Genomic DNA, 19654 nt, shown 5'->3' with positions numbered 1-19654 from the left:
TTGGAAATTAATTAGATAGGGAGTGGAGACCCACTCCCTTTTTACTTTTAAGCGCTAAGCGGTTGCTTAGATTTTGCCTACTAGGTCAAGAGAAGGAGCTAGTGTAGCTTCGCCTTCTTTCCATTTAGCTGGGCAAACTTCACCTGGGTGAGAAGCAACGTACTGAGCAGCTTTGATTTTACGAACTAGATCGTCTGCATCACGGCCAATACCTTCAGAAGTAATTTCCATCGCTTGAACGATACCTTCTGGGTCAACAACAAATGTTGCACGGTCAGCAAGACCCATAGTTTCACGCATACAATCGAAGTTGCGAGTGATTTCACCAGTAGGGTCGCCAATCATTGCAAATTTGATTTTGTTGATAGTGTCAGACGAATCATGCCACGCTTTGTGAGTGAAGTGAGTATCGGTTGATACTGAAAATACTTCAACGCCACGAGACTGAAGTTCTTCATATTTGTCAGCAATATCGCCAAGCTCAGTTGGGCAAACAAATGTGAAATCTGCTGGATAGAAAACAAATACTGCCCACTTACCGCTGATATCTTCGTTGCTTACTTCGATGAACTCGCCGTCTTTAAATGCTTGTGCTTTGAACGGTTTGATAGCAGTGTTAATTAATGCCATGTTTACTTTCTCCATTTAGTGAGTGTTGTTTTGTATTTACGACTCTTAGTCTATAAATACAAACAGTACGAAAAATTACAAAGCCCGTTTTGTTACCAGCACATTGCTGTTGTGCAAAATCGACTTCGTTGAAACTGGTGATAAGAATAGCGCGCTTTTTTTAAAAAAACTAATTGGTATTTTTGAATGTTTCAATCAAATTTACCAATCAATAATATAAATTAATCGCAAAAATCCCGAACAAGCGAAATTTCTCACATTCCACCTCCCCACGCAAGCCTCGCATTCAAAAACCAATAAAGGTAATGTTAACGCCATCATTGTTACAACGGCATGGCAGTTATGGATCGCGCGAAATTTCTTAATCAAGAAATTGCTAGAATTGATGGCACCCCACCTTCTCCCCACTTAGCTAAACATTTAAAAATGGCTCAAAGCCCCTTCGTGTTTTACCGCGGTAGCGCACAACTATTTTATGCCGATTTAGCCAATCACCATCTAGTAGTGCCAGAGGCATGCTTTTCGATGTCACTAACCAGTGTAATGGGTGATTGCCACACGTCTAATTTTGGGTTTCTTACTGAGGAAGGCTCTCACGGTGACACCGTTATTTTTACGCCAAACGATTTTGATGATGCCTGTGTAGGTTATGCACATTGGGATATTCTTCGTTACCTTACTTCTCTGTCTCTTGTAGAAGCCCATTGCAAAGGTATTTCTGAAGGCCGCTTTTTAATAGATGTGCCAGACCCGTTAAAATCTGTGGTAGACACCCACCAGGTTAACCATGCTCAATCTCTGTTTATTCAAGAGTACGTGGCTACGTGCCAGCGGGTTACTGAAAATTCGACGGTTATTAATGAAGCTATGGAACAAGAGCCTGATGGCAAATTGAAAAAATGCTATAACAAAGCATTAGAGCGCTCTTCTTGCGGAGAAAAGTTTGAATCTAAAAGTGCGCTAGCTAAAGCGGTTCATTTAACCCAAGACGGCCTTAAATTTAAACACATCACCGATAAGTACACGCCATTGAGCCCAGTGGAACATCAACAGGTATTAAAGGCATTCGCACCTTATATGGATGATGATATCGTCGATATCACCAGCAGAGAAAATGCCGGCACAGGTTCGGTAAATATGCGCCGCTTTTATTTTTTAGTTGGCCCTAAAAAACCGCATAACGCTGAAAGCTTTCGTTACTGCCACATTGTTGAGGTCAAACAACAACGCAAAGCCGCTCCCTTATTCTATTTCGACAATGTGTGCCCAGTGAATCAATTAAACCCTGCTCACTTAACCGCCCGCAGTCAACGACGAATGCAGCGCCGTCCAGACTTATTGTTAGATGAGGTTATTTGGAACAACGCTCACTGGTTAATTCGCTCACGCCACCACGCAAAAGTAGGAATAGACCCTCATGATATTGGTATGGGAAATAAAGCGCGAAACGGCGACTTTGGTTACTTCGCTAAACTGTGCGGGTACACCCTCGCCTTAGCGCATTGCCGTGGTGACAGACGAAGTACGCGTTTTGCAAAAAGCGCTGTAAAAGCGTTAAACCACCACACTAATAGTGCACTAATCACGAGTGCTAACCATTATGCAAAGCAAGTTATCGATGATCACAGTTGGTTTTGCGATACGCTAAAAAATAATTAATACGGGGGTTTATTGTCTTGTGACAACGCGAGCGCATTGAAAACTTTTTAGTCGTTGTAGGGTTATTTATAGATGCCGAAATGCCTTTTATGACGAGCCAATGTCATAAATAACCTTATTTAAATGAGTTAACCTATTGATTATCATTATTTAATTAAAAATAAACTTGAATAACGTTAAGTCATTCCTGCGTTGACATTATAGTTATAGGCTAGGTCTAGCAATAACAAAGAGGGTCTGCTTTGACAGACCTAATAATAAAAGACCTAAGAGGGAAACAACCAGTGAAAACTTCATTGTCACTAATAACAGCAGGTATTCTTACTGCATTTTCGGCCAATGCCAGCGACTTAGTTATCAGCGGTGTTGTTGATGCGTCACTTACCGGTGGCCTTCCAAAAGCTGTTGAGCTTTACGTTGTAAACGATATTGCCGACTTATCAGTATACGGGCTTGGCTCAGCCAACAATGGCGGCGGTACTGATGGCGTAGAATTTACTTTCCCAGCAGATAGCGCCTCAGCGGGTAGCTATATTTATGTCGCATCTGAAATTGATGGTTTTACTGAATTTTTCGGTTATGCACCAGATTACGATACTTCGGCCATGGGTATTAATGGCGATGATGCGGTAGAGCTTTTCGAAAACGAAGCCGTTGTTGATACTTTCGGTGACATTGATGTTGATGGTAATGGCACAGCGTGGGAATACCTAGACGGCTGGGCTTACCGAAAAGATGGTTCAGTCGCCAATGGCGGTACTTTCTCGTCTGACAACTGGACTTACAGTGGCGTTGACGCATTAGACGATGCTGCGACCAATGCTGCCGCAACTACGCCCTTCCCTGAAGGTACTTTTAGTACTGAAGGCGGCGGTGATGATGAAGTTCCACCAGAAGAGCCAGTAATCGAGCTAGGCGTTTGTGCTGATGCAGCAACGCTTATTAGCACCATTCAAGGTAGTGGCGATGCGTCAGAAGAAGTAGGCAACGGGCATATCGTTGAAGCCATTGTTACTGGCATGGGTGCGGGCGGTTTCTTCCTACAAGAAGAAACGGCTGATAGCGATGGTGATGATGCTACTTCTGAAGGTATTTTCGTTAGCGGTAGTACTACCATTGCGGTAGGTAACGTTGCTCGCCTATACGGTGAAGTAGTTGAAAATTACGGCATGACTACGCTAAACCTGGACAGCGATGTAACTGTCCTAGATTGTGGCGCAAGCGATGACGTTCTGATGACGACTATCGATATGCCTTTCGATTATTCTCTTGAGCCGTTTGAAGGCATGTTAGCTTCTGTTGTTGACGCTACGGTAACGAGCACAAACGATTTATGGCGTTACGGTGAAATTCAAGTAAGTGACGGCGTCAAACGCCAGCCTAGCGACGTTGCAGCACCACTTTCAGATGCATACGTTGAAGCAGTTGCCGCTTCAGAAGCTAGCTTACTTAAAATTGAAGATAACAGCAGCTCTAGTTACCCAGACGCTATTAACTACTTCCCTACCTTTAGCTACGCAAATGCTATTCGTATTGGTGATACTGTGTCTGCCAGCGGCCCGCTAAACTATAGCTTCGGTGCGTTTAGAATTAATCCTACCGATGTGATCACAGTAACCTCTACTCGCGAAGCGAACCCAGTAGTAACTGAAGGTAATTTATCAATTGCTACCTTCAACGTTTTGAACTACTTCAATGGCGAAGTAGATGCAAACGGCGATGTAACCTACGATTTCGATTTAAACCGTGGCGCAGAAGACGAAACTGAATTCGCTTTACAAGAAGCGCGTATCGTTGAAGCCATTGTAGGCTTAAACGCTGACGTGGTTGGCCTAATGGAAATTGAAAACGACGGCTTTGGCGATGACAGTGCTATTGTTAGCTTAGTTGCTGCGGTAAACGCTGAGCTTGCTGATACTGAACAGTACTCGTTTATCAGCACTGCTGATAGCACAGCAATTGGTACTGATGCTATTACTGTTGGTTTGTTATACCGCGCTGCTATTGTAACGCCTGAAGGTGATGCACAAGTAGTAGACATGCCAATTCAGCAAATTGATGAAGATAGCGTGGCACAAATGCGTCCTTCTTTAATTCAATCTTTTGCCCATGTTGAAAGTGGAAAAACATTTGCAGTTGCTGTTAACCACTTTAAATCGAAAGGTTCACAGTGTGGTGAAGATATTGCTGAAGACGTAAGCGAAACTGATGCTATTCAAGGTAGCTGTAACGCGCTTCGTGTTTCTGCTGCTATTACCCTTGGTGAAGCACTAAGCAATGATAGCTTACCAGAGCGTATTCTAGTATTAGGTGATTTGAACTCATACAGTGCTGAAGATCCTGTTGCTGTTCTTACCGACTACACAGCAGAAACTCAAGGCTACACGGTAATGACCGCAGCTAACACAGGTATGGATGACGGTGCCTCTGTAGAAGTAACGGCCAACTATGGTTACGTTAACCTTGCAGAAGAGTTTGATGCTGAAGGTTACTCTTACTGGTTCTACGGTACAGAGCAAGTAGGTAGCTTAGACCATGTACTCGCAAGTGAAACCATGCTTGCTGATGCGGTAGACGGTGCACATTGGAGCATTAACTCTCCTGAAGTTTACCAATTCCAGTACGACCAAGCGCTTTCTTACTACCCTGATGAAGACGGCTATGCATTTACTGATGTAGGTCCATTCCGCAGCTCAGATCACGACCCGTTCATTGCAACCTTCAACTTAGAAGCAGAATTACCTGATGAAGCTGATCCTATTGAAGATGACAACGATTCAGGCGGCTCTATGGGTTTCATCTTAGCATTAATGGCTGGTGTTCTAACCTTTCGCCGCCGTTCAGCTAAGTAAATTTATTAAACGTAACCGCCACAAATAAACGCTGGCGGTTTATAAATTAAAAAAGGGGATGGTTTTTTAAACCATCCCCTTTTTATATGTACTTTGTACCTGCTTTGTATTCGTGTATTGCCCTATTGGCGCATGGTTTAGTTTACGCAGGCAGATTCACTGTCCGCTTTACTCATTTAAGGTGTAGGGTGACCAAGAACGCCTAAGGCTTCTTTGTCCTGTGGTGCTTCTACCTCAAGCCCCAACTTATCAATATACTGATCGCGCTTTTCCGCTTGTGAAGATGATAACTTTTCGTTGGTTAACATACGTGCTGCCAGTGTGACCACTTCCAACTGCTCATCATTTAATGGCTGAGTACTGTGCAGTTGAAGCAACACCTTCATTAAACTCAATGCAATTTGTTTGTCTTTAGGCGAAATAGTAAGTGCTTGTCGCAAGTTATTGTAAGCAGGCTGCAACCGGTTCTCTTTATAGTGCACCGTAGCCATGTTCTTCAATTCTTTAGTCGTGAACTGTATCTCAGTGCGTTCAATAGACTCTTGTTTGAGATATTCATCGACGACTTGGGAAGAAAAGGTATCACCCTCAATTTGCGTTTTAAGCTTTTCTAAAATACTGATGCACTGCTCACGCATGCCTAGCTCATGAAAGGCTTTCATTTTGTCTAGGTTATCTTCCATCGATTGCCCAGTAGTATGCACTGAACTGGCGTTCATGATTTCTTCAGCCGACTTCTTTTGATTTCGAAGGCACAACATACGCGCTTTAATAACATCAATTTGATCGCCAAGTTGGGTTTGCACCCCTTTTTGCTGACTGATCTCTTCTAAATCACTTTGCGCCCGTTGTATGTATCTATCGCCTTCCCCAGCACCAAGGCTAGTGGCTAAATCGATGGTAGATCGAATTACATTTAAAGAAAGCTCAGGTGAGTCATGAATAGAATTTTTGGCAAACTTCGCCATATTTTGAACTGCAGACAACTGACCTACTTTGTCGTGGTTAAGCCTAGCCAAATCCCACAATCGTTTATTACGTTCAATATTACGAGGTGCTAACTTACTCGCTTGTTTCATTTGCTCGTAAGCCAACTCGAACTGCTCTTTTTCAATAAAGTACTGTGCTAGCAAGTCGTAGGTTAAAAACCGAGTGTCTGGACGTAGTAATAAATCTTCAACCAAGAGTTGAGCTTCTTCTAGCTCATCCTGACGCAATAACGAACGGGCTAAACCAATATGCACCCACGCATGATCCATGGTTTGCAGTAGTTCACGGTAATAATTTTCAGACGTTTCATAGTCACGCAGTTGCAGCAAACATTCGCCAATAAGGCGCCTAATTCTGGGGTGATAGTCGGATAGTGATACGTCTTTTAATTGGCGCTCTGCATAGTACATCGCAGTAGAATAGTCGCCAACCTTCATGCAATGCAGCATTTTATGAAGCTTATAGCGTATCTGGAGTAAGTAATTTAAACGAGACTCAATACTGCTAGGCTTTAATGGTTTCACCCAGAAATCGTCAGGCTGCAACTCAACAATACAATTAACCAATTCTGGCGACGTTTCAGCACTTAGAAAGATAACCGTGGTGGTGTCATTGATATGATTTAAGTGCTTAAGCTCTTCGAATAAATGAAAACCGTCTTTATCGTGACTCACATTGAATGCAAGCAGCACAAAGTCAAAACGCTTTTCTTCACACAAACGAATAGCGTGAAAGGCATTAAATGCACTCACTACATGTTTGATACCAATAGCATGCAACGCAGAGGCTACTACATCGTGCACTAAACCCTGGTTGTCGATAACCAGAACGCGCAAATCCTCTTTTGAGGTGGGGGCAGGAATTTTTTCCAACATTCAACCAATCACTTTTCTTCTTATCCCTAAGACTTACCGTAGTTACCACATCTGTTAAATGGAGGGTTTAACTATCTACGATATTATAAGCCAATAACCTACTGTTGGGGTTTAACAGTAACTGCATCACTTGGGAATTATACTTTTGACTTATAGTCTCGATACTAGCATTAGAAGCAAGGGTTTAGCCATAGGTGAATTACTTTGGTGGATCAATATTTTCATTAATACTGGTATTCAACCTAAACCACCCCGCAACTGAATGTCGTTCACGTTTTGCGGTGAGTACCTCATGTGGAAACACCTCACTCAGAAAAATGGCGATAGTGCCCTTTTCAGGTAATACCTTCACACCAATGTTATCTTGTTCATTAGCATATAATACTAACTCGCCACCATCGGTCGCTTGCCAATCATCATTCAAATAGGTCACCACCGACAACATTCGATTACTTTGGCCTTTGAAAGCATCGTAGTGACGTTTGTAAAAATTACCCGGCGCGTAACAGGCAAAATGGCTCTCGAACGAAAATAACCCCATGAACAAATGGCGATTAATATAGAGCCTTAACGCTTCACACCATTCTAGCCACAACTGCCCTTCTGACGACGAGCCGTCTATCCAACATATCTCATCGCTTCTCACTTTTTCGTGGTGTTGAAATTGTTGAGCCCGACCAATGCCCGCGCGCCGATATGCTTGCTTAGACAATGTATCTTGGCAGGCGACCAATGCATTTATAACAAACTCTGGTACGCCTAATGGCCTAATACTAAAGCCCTTTTCGTGTAAATCGCTGACGATATTAGTGAAATAATTTTCATCAAAAACATAAAGGGGTGAAGGTAAATCTAACGAGAAACGTTCCATGCTTGATTCTGGCTCTGCGCAGCAGTAGCGCGAGTAAACGGATGCGGGTTTATACGCTTAAGTGACTAGTGCAGCAAGCAATAAATGAACAGTTTACGAACAATATTAAAAGACCTAATCACCCTAGTTGTAACACATTGGTTTTAATAGGAATAAAACTTGCTTTAAAAACGTGTTCACACAAAAATTAATACCGTTAGCCCCACGGAAATAATTATGCTCAAATATGAAAAACAACCACCGGTGGTAAAGGCATGAGTCAGGATCAAACAGTCATTGAAGAAACCGAACATCATTTAGCGCTGCGTAATTTGCGCCTAGATGATTACAACGACGTAAAAGCGTTAATGGATAACGTGTATGCAAACGTTGGAGGTGCTTGGCCTTATAACAACTTTAAGGCACAAGTCACCACATTCCCAGAAGGTCAAATTTGTATTGAAGACAAAGGCAAGGTGGTGGCCTTTGCTATCTCGGTTATAGTGGATTACGACCAATTCGGTGACAAACACAGTTACGATGAAATTACTGGCGATGCTTATCTTACTACTCACGATCCAAACGGGGATGTGTTGTACGGCGTTGAAGTTATTGTCTGCCCCGACTATCGAGGGCTGAGACTAGGCCGGCGTTTGTACGAGGCACGTAAAGAGCTATGCAGAAACCTGAACCTGAAGTCAATTATGGCTGGCGGGCGTATTCCTACTTATAAGAATTACGCAAAAGAACTGTCGCCCTATGAATACATTGAACAGGTTAAATCTAAAGACATTTACGATCCTATTCTTACTTTTCAGCTATCGAATGGTTTTGAAGTAAAACAGGTACTCAGTGCCTATTTGCCTGAGGACGAAGCTTCGAAAGGCTATGCCACGCTACTGCAATGGCACAATATTTATTATGAGCCTAATAATCCATCGCTTATCACTGGCCGTAAATCGAGCGCTCGTATCGGTTGTATTCAATGGCAAATGCGTTACTTCAATAATGTGGAAGAACTTCTTCAGCAAGTTGAATATTTTGTGGACGCGTTGTCGGATTATTCCTGCGATGTGGCATTGTTTCCTGAATTTTTTAACGCACCGTTAATGGGGCTAAGCCCGTCTGATACTTCAATTGATGCAATATGGCACTTAGCCACCTATACCGATGAAATTCTGACTTCTATTTCGCATCTTGCTGTGTCGTACAATATCACTATTATCGCGGGCTCTATGCCTGTGGTAGAAGAAGATGAATTGTACAACGTTAGCTATATCTGTAAGCGCGATGGCACCATAGAAAGTCAGTACAAGCTGCATCTTACCCCACATGAAAAGAAAGATTGGATAATGAAAGGCGGTAATAGCCTTAAAGTATTCGATACAGATTTCGGCAAAATTGGGGTACTGATATGTTACGACGTGGAATTCCCTGAACTTGCAAGGTTGCTGTCTGAGCAAGAAATGCAGATTCTATTTGTTCCTTTTTGGACAGATACCAAGAACGGCTATTTACGGGTTAGACGTTGTGCCCAAGCTCGCGCTATTGAAAATGAATGTTATGTGGCTATAGCAGGCAGTGTAGGTAACTTACCTAAAGTAGACAATGTTGATATTCAATACGGTCAAACTGCGGTGTTTTCACCTAGCGACTTTGCATTCCCCCACGATGCAATTGTGTCAGAAACCACGCCAAATACGGAAATGACGCTGATTGTAGACCTAGACTTAGATAAGCTGACTAAACTTCAAAATGAAGGTTCTGTTAGGAATTACCTAGATCGCCGTCGCGATTTGTATCGTGTAGAATGGTTTGACAGCGATACGTAATCGCCATTGGTATTTATAATTAATTCAATATAATATCGATGTTATTATGCGCTAACAATGATATTTCGGTTACTGCGCCTACATCTAAGTAGGCAGCAGTCAACCCAATGCTTTAACAAGAGAAAATAGAGAACTTATGGCAAATAATTCGAATAATGATGATTTTCCAACTATTCGTTTAGATGATGAAGATCGTCGCGATTATCAAAAAAAGCGTCAGCCTACGCCAACCAAAGCGCCTTCGAATTCCTCATCGCCTACCAGCCCCTCTCCCAAATCCCCAGAAAAAAGCAGTGGTGGCGGTAATGGCCTCTGGGTATTCCTTATCGCACTTATTGCTCTTGGTGCCTGTGGCGGATGTTACTACCTGTACACATTGGTAGAACAACAAAAAGTAGTCGCTTCTCAAGCTGAAAAACGCATTCTTGAATTAGAGAAAAAGCTTTCTGCTACTGGTGAAGAAATGGGTGAGTCGACCGTTGCTTTGCAGGTTAAAGTAAATGAACTAGCCAGTAAGACCAATGATTTGTGGGAACAGATGGACAAACTTTGGGCTTCAGCGTGGCGCCGCAATCAAAAAGAAATTGCTGACTTAGGTGATAGAGTGGGTAACGTTCAAACTGCGCTTCAGGGCAACATTAAGAAGGTTGCCGATGATATGACTAGCCAGCAGAGCCAAGTTGGCTCAGTGAAAAATCAATTGGCTTCTTTGGCCGATGAAATTTTGGCCTTGAATGTTCAACTAGAACAAGTTTCTGGTGATAAACGCAGCAGCGAGCAACAAGTACGCAACTTGTCTGACAAATTATCGGTGTTAGAGCAGCGTAACAGCTCCCTTTCTGGGCGTATTACCAGCCTTGAAAATGAGTTAAGAGAGATAGCCACTAAAGTAGTTTCGCGAAGCACAACGAGTTCTACAAACTCTGCGCCATCGTCTGCAGTGAGCGTATCTGAAGGCTAATCTTAGCCTCAAATTTGAATGTATTTTTAAAGGAGCCTATCGGCTCCTTTTTTTGCGCTGATGTTATTAACCATAAGTAGCATATATTCTGTACCCCTTCGATGCTATAAACATTATATAAGTGGAGAGCCTTGTGTGTTGCAATTTTGAGGCTATTTTTTTGCTCAAGTAAGAACAGGCTACAACTATGATTTTTCAATCCAGTGCTAATCATATTATCGACAACAATAACGTAAACATTATTGGTTCAGGCACAAAAACTCTTATGCTTGCACATGGATTTGGTTGTGACCAAAACATGTGGAAGTACCTTACCCCCTATCTTGAGCAGAAATACAAAATCGTGCTGTTTGACTATGTGGGCTGCGGAAAATCTAATGTTAGTGCTTTTGATAAATCTCGGTATGAAGAATTAGAAGGGTATGCACAAGATGTTATCGATATTTGTGAAGCGCTTGAGTTAACTGAGGTCACGTTTATTGGCCATTCAGTAAGCGGTATTATTGGTTATCTCGCTTCAGTTATCGCCCCGCAATATTTTTCAAATTTTGTGTTGGTATGCCCCTCTCCTTGTTTCCTGAATTTACCACCAGACTATTTTGGCGGTTTCGAAAAAGAAGACTTGGAAGAGCTTATTAACTTAATGGACAAAAACTATATCGGCTGGGCGAGTTACCTTGCGCCATTAGTGATGGGCGGAGAGAACGACCCCACTTTAGTAAAAGAACTGGAAAGCAGCTTTTGTTCTACCGACCCTAAGTATGCGAAACCTTTTGCAAAGACCACCTTCTTTTCCGATTATAGAAATATCCTTCCTACAATTTCTTTTCCCTCTCTTATTCTGCAAAGTCGCAGCGACTCATTAGCAGCAGTCGAAGTGGGGAAATATATGCATAAAAAAACACCTTTGTCATCGCTTGAAGTGATTGACGCTCACGGCCATTGTTTGCATATGACAAACCCCGTCACTATTGCAGAAAAAATAGCGCAGTTTGTCTCTTGAATGAGGAACTGCTCGACCTATTTCCAAGTTTACTTTTAGTGTCGAATTTACGATCCGGAAGCATTGATTACTGCAATAAAGATGCTTTGGAATTTCTCGGCTCTTCACGAGAAGAGATGGCGGGAAGCAACGTTTCCAGTATTATTTCGCGGGCGAGTTTAATTTTTTTTGAAAGCTATGTGAGACCGTCATTACTCGCGACGGGTAGATTTTCAGAACTTCAAATGACGTTAGTCACTGCGCAACAAGAACGGTTACCTGTACTGGCAAATGTTACACTGCATGGCGAACAACTCTACTGGTCTATGCATTCAGCTAAAAGCCGCGATAAGCTTTATCAAGAGCTCATAGAAGTAAGAGACAGCTTGGAATTAAAAACCGACGAGCTCACACTACTTTCCCGACTCGACCCGCTTACAAACTTACTTAATCGTCGTGCTGCCTCGGCGGATATTCGTAAGCTACTCGATCAGGTAAATCGAAAATTCGTTCCTGTGTCTTTCTTACTCATTGATATTGATTTCTTTAAAAACATTAACGATAACCACGGTCATGATGTAGGCGACGAGGTTATTGGATTACTATCAAAAACATTAAAATCTGCCACGCGAAAAACTGATGTTGTTGCCCGCTGGGGCGGCGAAGAATTTCTGATAGTGCTATATAACTCAACCCAAGACAATGCCCGACTCTATTGTAAGTATTTGCATGAAAGGATTGCAGAGTTACGTTACTCGCGAGCAGATAGAATTACGGTGAGTATTGGCGTGACGCAAATACTCATGCCGCAACATGACACAGTTTTGCAAGTTGAAACATTAATTAAAGAAGCCGATGACGCGCTTTACCAGGCGAAAGACGACGGCCGAAATCGCACGATCTTCCACACAGACAAACACGCCAAAATCTAGGCGATAACACTCGCTAGCCCCTTATAACTGTAGGCATTAACACTAGGCATTCTACTAGGTATAAACACTAAGTATTCCACTCGGCATTACCACTAGAACGACCAATACCAATCAATCATTATATGCTGCGCTTTCAGCATTCTCTATACGTGCTTTTGTTGATGGATGAGATTGAAACCAACTATTTTCAGCGCCCTGCTGGTCAGTTTCCATCGATAATTTACGCATTACTTCTGCAAAGTCAGCGGGATCTCGATGCATTAATTTTAACTTTGAAATAGCAAAGTTGTCAGCCTGCCATTCATGCTTTTGCGAGTATTGATTTTGTACAACACTAGAACCTATTCCCATAAAAGACTCAATTGCGCCGCTTAAATCACCGAAAAAGTAACTTATCGCCAAGGTGGCAAATAAAGACTCGGCCACCATTTGCATGGAATGGTTTTGCGCCACATGGCCTATTTCGTGTAACAATATGGCATCAAGTAATGCTTGGTTACCATCTACCAGTGTAACCAAATCATCGGTAAACACTATGGTACCGTCGGGTAACGCAAAAGCATTGGGGCCAATAAGCTCGGAATCTCTGAAATGTACCCGTATATTATTCTCAAAACCGGGTTCGCTAACTTGCTCTACAACGGCGTTAAACCCCATCATTAACTGCTCACGTTGCAAATCGGGTAGCGTACTAGGCTCCAGCATAGAATAATCTAGTGCACTTAACGTATGCTGTGAAGCTAGGGTTTTAATGGAGTCAGGTATTTGGTCAGCAAATTTAACGGCCGCCCACGGCATACCTTGTACAAAAATAACGTAGAGTAAAAGTGGTACTAATAAAACACTCGCAACTAACCAAGGCTTTTTCGTTTCCATTTGAGAGATACGACTACCTGCCCCACCATCTAACCACTGATTTAACAGTGGTGATGGCGCACAAACCAGTAAACGGTCGTTAGGTAGGGTAATTTCTCGTGGCAAGTTGCCCAGTTTTGACTTCGCATTAACTTCAGATTGCTGAAACCTTAACGGTTCAGCGCTTTCACCACTGACCAAACTCGTATTAACGACAGTATTACTTTCGTCTATTCCTAGGCCGCTGTCAGAAACACACTGATCCTCGTTTTTGAAACGAATGACCAGTATATTATCTTCAATACTCGCGGTAATAGGTGTAACCGATGAACCTTCTGATTGATATAACTGCCCATCTATCATTAAGCTAGCCTAACGCGACATCAACATCGAACAACGTAGCCGCTTCTTCAGCTGTCGCGCCCACAGAACCGGTATTAATGGACGTAACGCTATCAATACCTGATAACACAGTAACCTCAGTTGCATTAGCAAAGAAATGAGCACTGCGAATTTTCGCCCAAGGAATAGCAAACCCTAAGGAAAGAACAATAGCAATAACGTTGGTGGATCTAAGCCATATCAGCGGCATTACACCCACATTAGAACTAAACTGCGCCACGTTTGGTATTTCACTATTTTCATAAATATGATTGCGAATAAGGGCGGTATAAAAGCTAGATGAAATAGCAAAAGCAATAAGATACATGCCGATCAGAGCGAGCATCAATAAAGGTGCGCCGTTTTCTAATGTTTCAATAAGGCTACTAAAGCCAAAACCCATTAGACTAGCACCAACGATAAACACTGCCGCGACTATACCCACAGCGCCAAGTGACGCAAGATAGTAAGATCCCGTGCTCAGTTTCGTAGTAAAACTACTGTCACCGAAAGCAGATTCGTCAACTAGGTATTCGTCTACCTTCTTTAGCGCCCACGGCAACATTAAGTACAAAGTAAATAGGCTAACAATAGGCAAAACTACAAAAACCACGAACGCGCCACCAAAGCCGCCGTTAAATTTAAATCGAACATTTCGATAGCCTGTCATGCGCATACTGAAACGCTGACCTAGCACTATCATAAAGGGCGTGAGTAGCATTAAAGCCAACACCATAAATGCGCCTGCAATAGGATTTACTGCACTTAAAATAAAATAACTAGCAAATAAAAACACCGCAATAATACGGCCTTTTAAAATTTGTAATGGATTTGCTAGATAGGAAAATCGATGACCATCAATTTCAGTATTCCCATAAAAATATCGATTGGTTCTTACTTTTGCCCACGCAGAATAGATACCCAGTGTCACAATGGTGAGCAATAGGTTCACCATCCAAATAGAAAAGAATTCTGACGCTGTACCATGAAAGGAAACCTTACCTTTTCTTAAAACACTTGGGGTAGATACTGTGGAGGACGTTTCTGTGGAAGGATTTCCTGATGATTCAAACTGAACAATTCGCTCTTCTAACTCTTGCGCCCGTTCTGGGTGCTCGATTTCGTCAACTGTAGCGCGAGCTTGCTTTAATTCTTCTAATGAATACGTTGAGTAATCAATCTGTGATGACATAAATCCCTCTTAATTTTAGTAATTTCCATATGCTTAAAGCATTACCAATGCTAAACATACGCAACATTTACTATGGGGGCAATGTTTTACAGACATAAAAAAAGCACCCTAGGGTGCTTTTTTCATTAAAAACTTAAGCTTATCGACGTAGGCCAAGACGCTTAATTAGGTCAAGATAACGCTCAGCGTTCTTGCCTTTAAGGTAGTCTAGAAGCTTACGACGCTGGCTAACCATACGTAGAAGACCGCGACGTGAGTGGTGGTCTTTCTTATGATCAGCAAAATGGCCTTGAAGCTTGTTGATGTTGTGAGTTAACAACGCAACTTGAACTTCAGGTGAACCAGTATCACCTTCTTTTACGCCATAATCAGCAATGATTGTTGCAGTTTCGTCTTTAGTTAGTGACATAACATTCTCCTAAATTATGTCCGGCCGATCACTAATTCAGCCAGACGGAATGAAGCGCGTATTATAATGACAGCGCGCGAGTTAGCAAGGGAAAGTGTAAACTTTATTGGTTGTACACAACCCGTCTTTTGGGATTCACAAAAATATCGCCATTAGAGCCAGCTTGGTCCTTGGGATCCTGAACGCCTTCGCCTACGCCTAAAAACAAACCTTGTTCGTTTTCACCAAAGTAAACTCGGTAAGGCTGGCCAACTACTAATGCTTCGCTACAGGTACCTTTGACACTTTGACCGTTATCGAAACGATGTTTTTCAGCATCATTAATGCAGACTAAAGGAAGTCTACTGACCGCGGTATCCATAGGTATCATAAAGGCATCAAGTGCAGCAAAGTCGCCCTCAGCAAGCGCTTCTTGAGTAGCAATTAGCGTATCAAGAGAGACCATTTTATCCGTTGGGTAATCGGCCACTTCAGTACGATGCAAGCGCGTAACGTAAGCGCCACACTCAAGAATTTGTCCAATATCGTCTACTAACGAGCGGATATAAGTGCCTTTACTGCATTTAACGCGCATATCCACTTCAGGAAGCGCAATACGCATGACTTCAAGTTCAAATATTTCTATATCTCTGGCTTCACGCTCAACCGTTATACCCTGACGAGCATAGTGATAAAGAGGCTTGCCTTGGTGTTTTAGCGCCGAAAACATGGAAGGTACCTGCTTGCTCTTCCCTAGGAATTGCAAACACGTGTTTCGTACCGTATCTTCGTCTACTGTCACCGGCTTTTCTTCAACCACTTCACCATCTGCATCAGAGGTAGTAGTACGAATACCTAAGGTTGCGGTAACTTCATAAGTTTTCTCAGCATCTAGCAAAAACTGAGAAAATTTAGTCGCTTCTCCTAAACATAGAGGTAACATTCCGCTGGCGAGAGGGTCTAACGCGCCTGTGTGGCCACCTTTTGAAGCCTTGAACAACCAGCGTACTTTCTGGAGTAGTTGGTTTGAAGAACCGCCTAATGGCTTATCTAGCAATACTATGCCGTTAATATCACGGCCTTTACGACGCCTTGCCATTTATTCCTTCTCTTCTGACTCGTCGGTATCTCGTTTTGCGTCATCTGCCGCAACGGTTTGCGATACCAAGTTGGAAATGCGCATACCTTCGATAATTGATTTATCTTCAAAGAAGTGCAGGTGCGGCACAGAGCGCATGCGTAAACGCTTAGCCAAAATACTACGAATAAACGGCTGAAACTCAGCCAGCTGTTTTATTTGTCTTTTGCCTTCTTCTTCTGTGCTGTTATAGATAGTTACGTAAATTTTAGCGTGGGCTAAATCTCGTGTTACATCTACATCAGACACAGTAATCAACGGCATATCGCCTACGCGGTGTTTGTATTCATTTTGCAGAATGCTAGCCACTTCTTTATGAACTTGCTGTGACACTCTGTCGGTACGTGAAAATTCACGAGCCATAAGTTTCTCCTGTCTTTAAATCAGCGATTGTTGCCAGTCACTCTGGTTATTAAACTTCGCCTTGTAAAGCGTAGCTCATAAACAACCTCTTCTCTTTTAGAAAAGTGACAGACAAAAACGGGGGCTTGTGCCCCCGCTTTATTTATACTGATTTAGTTAGGCAATTAGATTTCGCGTTTAACTTCAACGATTTCGAAGACTTCGATTTGGTCTCCAACTTTTACGTCGTTGTAGTTCTTAACGCCGATACCACATTCCATACCGTTACGTACGTCTTGTACGTCATCTTTGAAGCGACGTAGAGATTCTAGTTCACCTTCATAGATTACTACGTTTTCACGAAGTACACGGATTGGATTGCTACGCTTAACCACACCTTCTGTAACCATACAACCAGCGATAGCACCAAGCTTAGGCGATTTAAATACATCACGCACTTCAGCCAGACCAATAATTTCTTGTCTGAATTCTGGCGCAAGCATACCGCTCATTGCTGCTTTCACTTCGTCAATTAGGCTATAGATAACGCTGTAGTAACGTAAATCAATTTCTTCAGCTTCTAACACGCGACGTGCAGTTGCATCGGCACGAACGTTAAAGCCTAGTACGATAGCGCCAGACGCTGCTGCCAATGTTGCATCAGTTTCAGTGATTCCACCTACGCCGCTACCTACAATGTTCACTTTCACTTCTGCCGTTGAAAGTTTAATCAACGACTCAGCAATTGCTTCAACAGAACCTTGTACATCAGCTTTAAGTACAATGTTAAGCTCGCTAACGTCACCGGCTTCCATGTTCGCAAACATGTTTTCAAGCTTAGCTTTTTGCTGACGAGCTAGTTTAAGCTCACGCTTCTTCTGATGACGCTTAGCCGCTACTTCACGTGCTTTACGCTCATCTTTAACCACTGCAGCATCTTCACCGGCTACTGGAACACCAGATAAACCTAGTACTTCAACAGGAGTAGATGGACCCGCTAGCTTAAGCTCTTGACCATGCTCGTCGCGCATTGCACGAACACGTCCGTACTCTTCGCCACACAGTAGGATATCGCCCGCTTTCAGCTCACCTTCTTGAATAAGTACTGAAGCCACTGGGCCACGACCTTTATCAAGACGAGATTCAATAACGATACCGCGACCTGGGCCTTTCGCTACCGCTTGTAAATCCAACAACTCAGCTTGAAGGTTAATGGCTTCTAGAAGACCATCAACGCCCATACCGGTTTTAGCAGAAACGTTACAGAACTGGTGCTCACCGCCCCACTCTTCTGAAATAACTTCCAGTTGAGAAAGCTCAGTTTTAACACGATCTGGATCGGCTGACTCTTTATCCATCTTGTTCACGGCAATGATTAACGGTACACCAGCTGCACGAGCATGTTGAACCGCTTCTTTTGTTTGTGGCATTACGCCATCGTCTGCCGCAACAACCAAGATTACGATATCAGTTGCCGTTGCTCCACGTGCACGCATTGCAGTAAACGCAGCGTGTCCAGGAGTATCTAGGAACGTAATTTCACCGTTATCTGTTTGTACTTTATAAGCACCGATATGCTGAGTAATACCACCCGCTTCACCATCTGCCACTTTCGCGCGACGAATGTAATCAAGTAGTGATGTCTTACCGTGGTCAACGTGACCCATGATAGTAACAACAGGTGCACGTGATGTTTTATCACCGCCTGTACCATCATCAGCTAACAATTCTTCTTCAAGCGCGTTGTCGTTAACCAACTCAAATTTATGACCCATTTCTTCAACAACAAGTACTGCTGTATCTTGGTCAAGAACTTGGTTAATTGTCGCCATCTCACCCATTTTCATCATGGTTTTGATAACTTCATTCGACTTGATGGCTAACTTGCTAGCAAGTTCGCCAACCGTGATAGTTTCACCAAGCTTAACGATACGCTCTACTGGTTGAGCTGGCTTGTTGAAGCCTTGCTTCAAGTGCTCGCCCGCATTACGCTTAGACTTTCTGCGACGACGTGAAGAACGCTCAACTTGGGCGTCTTGCTCGTCTTCTGCTTCTTGAGCATAACGGTTTGAATGTAAGTGAACTTCTTCGGCTTCTGCTTTCTTACGAGCTTCCGCTTCTTCTTTCCAACGACGCTCGTTTTCTTCTGCTAGTTTACGTGCTTCATCAGCCGCTTTCTTAGCATCTTCTTCAAGCTTCTTCTGCGCTTCTTCTTCTTGCGCTTTACGAAGACGTTCTTCTTCCTGACGAGCAGCTTCTTGAGCAGCTTTTTCTTCAGCCGACATTTCAGGCTCGTCTTTCTTGCGTGCTTCAGCGTCTTTCTTAGCTTGCTCAACGCGACGTGCACGTTCTTCCTCAGCAGCTTTTCTTGACTCTTCCGCTTTACGCGCTTTTTCTTCAGCAGCTTGTTTTGCTTCAGCAGCAGCTTTTTCTTCTGCTTCACGCTTCAAACGTGCTTCTTCAGCTAACTTCGCTTCTTCTTCTGCTAAACGCTGCTGCTCTTCAGCATCAGTACGCTTAACGTATGTACGCTTTTTACGTACTTCTACTTTAACTTCTTTAGACTTGCCTACGCTAATAGTACTGGTTGTCTTGCGTTTAAGTGTCATGCGCTGTGGTTCGGATGCGCTGCCGTGTTGCTTACTTAAATGATCCAACAGTTTCTTTTTCTCTTCTTCAGTAACCTGAGCGCCGGCATTCTTTGTAATACCCGCGTCTTTAAACTGGCCAACCAATCGGTCAACGGTCGTACCAATGTCGCTGGCGAGCTTTTCAATAGATACATCTGCCATTAC

General features: G+C 43.0%; 15 protein-coding genes. 6 read left to right on the top strand and 9 right to left on the bottom strand.

Annotated elements, in window-relative coordinates:
* Positions 1-66: 66 nt before the first annotated feature.
* Positions 67-630 (bottom strand): alkyl hydroperoxide reductase subunit C, encoded by a 564-nt coding sequence (gene ahpC, locus R1T43_RS09715; protein ID WP_057791475.1) that lies wholly within the window; start codon positions 628-630, stop codon positions 67-69.
* 342 nt (positions 631-972) lie between these two features.
* Between ahpC and R1T43_RS09710 the strand changes: the two genes are divergently transcribed.
* Both R1T43_RS09710 and R1T43_RS09705 read left to right on the top strand, forming a co-directional pair.
* Positions 973-2289 (top strand): DUF2252 family protein, encoded by a 1317-nt coding sequence (locus tag R1T43_RS09710; protein WP_317355459.1) that lies wholly within the window; start codon positions 973-975, stop codon positions 2287-2289.
* A gap of 284 nt (positions 2290-2573) precedes the next feature.
* Positions 2574-5141 (top strand): ExeM/NucH family extracellular endonuclease, encoded by a 2568-nt coding sequence (locus R1T43_RS09705; protein ID WP_317355457.1) that lies wholly within the window; start codon positions 2574-2576, stop codon positions 5139-5141.
* A gap of 176 nt (positions 5142-5317) precedes the next feature.
* On the opposite strand, the gene R1T43_RS09700 is transcribed toward R1T43_RS09705, so the two are convergent.
* Both R1T43_RS09700 and R1T43_RS09695 read right to left on the bottom strand, forming a co-directional pair.
* Positions 5318-7006 carry a response regulator gene (locus R1T43_RS09700; RefSeq protein ID WP_211071045.1) on the bottom strand — a complete coding sequence of 563 codons (1689 nt, stop codon included), beginning with the start codon at positions 7004-7006 and terminating at the stop codon, positions 5318-5320.
* 199 nt (positions 7007-7205) lie between these two features.
* Positions 7206-7877 carry a 2OG-Fe(II) oxygenase gene (locus R1T43_RS09695; protein ID WP_317355454.1) on the bottom strand — a complete coding sequence of 224 codons (672 nt, stop codon included), beginning with the start codon at positions 7875-7877 and terminating at the stop codon, positions 7206-7208.
* Between the two features lie 254 nt (positions 7878-8131).
* Here R1T43_RS09695 and R1T43_RS09690 point away from each other — a divergent pair, with 254 nt between their 5' ends.
* The 4 genes from R1T43_RS09690 to R1T43_RS09675 all read left to right on the top strand — a co-directional run bounded on the left by R1T43_RS09690 (position 8132) and on the right by R1T43_RS09675 (position 12563).
* Entirely contained in the window at positions 8132-9688 is a 1557-nt protein-coding gene (locus tag R1T43_RS09690) for a bifunctional GNAT family N-acetyltransferase/carbon-nitrogen hydrolase family protein (RefSeq protein ID WP_057791465.1), read from the top strand.
* A gap of 136 nt (positions 9689-9824) precedes the next feature.
* Positions 9825-10649 (top strand): hypothetical protein, encoded by an 825-nt coding sequence (locus tag R1T43_RS09685; protein WP_317355451.1) that lies wholly within the window; start codon positions 9825-9827, stop codon positions 10647-10649.
* A 187-nt stretch (positions 10650-10836) separates the two neighbouring features.
* The gene (locus R1T43_RS09680; RefSeq protein ID WP_317355448.1) at positions 10837-11652 is read left to right on the top strand and encodes an alpha/beta hydrolase; all 816 of its coding nucleotides are present in this window, start codon (positions 10837-10839) and stop codon (positions 11650-11652) included.
* Between the two features lie 38 nt (positions 11653-11690).
* On the top strand, positions 11691-12563 hold the full coding sequence (locus R1T43_RS09675; protein WP_317355445.1) for a GGDEF domain-containing protein: 873 nt from the start codon (positions 11691-11693) through the stop codon (positions 12561-12563).
* Between the two features lie 111 nt (positions 12564-12674).
* Here R1T43_RS09675 and R1T43_RS09670 read toward each other — a convergent pair whose 3' ends face one another.
* The 6 genes from R1T43_RS09670 to infB all read right to left on the bottom strand — a co-directional run bounded on the left by R1T43_RS09670 (position 12675) and on the right by infB (position 19651).
* Positions 12675-13781 carry a M48 family metallopeptidase gene (locus tag R1T43_RS09670; RefSeq protein ID WP_317355442.1) on the bottom strand — a complete coding sequence of 369 codons (1107 nt, stop codon included), beginning with the start codon at positions 13779-13781 and terminating at the stop codon, positions 12675-12677.
* 4 nt (positions 13782-13785) lie between these two features.
* Positions 13786-14991: a YjgN family protein gene (locus R1T43_RS09665; RefSeq protein ID WP_317355440.1), complete on the bottom strand. Its 1206-nt coding sequence runs from the start codon at positions 14989-14991 to the stop codon at positions 13786-13788.
* A gap of 139 nt (positions 14992-15130) precedes the next feature.
* On the bottom strand, positions 15131-15400 hold the full coding sequence (rpsO, locus tag R1T43_RS09660; protein WP_013783816.1) for a 30S ribosomal protein S15: 270 nt from the start codon (positions 15398-15400) through the stop codon (positions 15131-15133).
* Positions 15401-15503: 103 nt separating this feature from the next.
* On the bottom strand, positions 15504-16478 hold the full coding sequence (truB, locus tag R1T43_RS09655) for a tRNA pseudouridine(55) synthase TruB (protein WP_317355437.1): 975 nt from the start codon (positions 16476-16478) through the stop codon (positions 15504-15506).
* A complete protein-coding gene (rbfA, locus tag R1T43_RS09650; protein WP_013783814.1) occupies positions 16479-16880 on the bottom strand; it encodes a 30S ribosome-binding factor RbfA in 402 nt (133 codons plus the stop codon).
* Positions 16881-17044: 164 nt separating this feature from the next.
* The gene (infB, locus tag R1T43_RS09645; protein ID WP_211071054.1) at positions 17045-19651 is read right to left on the bottom strand and encodes a translation initiation factor IF-2; all 2607 of its coding nucleotides are present in this window, start codon (positions 19649-19651) and stop codon (positions 17045-17047) included.
* Positions 19652-19654 lie beyond the last annotated feature (3 nt).

The sequence above is a fragment of the Alteromonas sp. CI.11.F.A3 genome (assembly GCF_032925565.1).
GTDB lineage: Bacteria > Pseudomonadota > Gammaproteobacteria > Enterobacterales > Alteromonadaceae > Alteromonas.
Note: the sequence above shows the minus strand (reverse complement) of the source record. Positions and strands in the feature narration are given on the sequence as shown.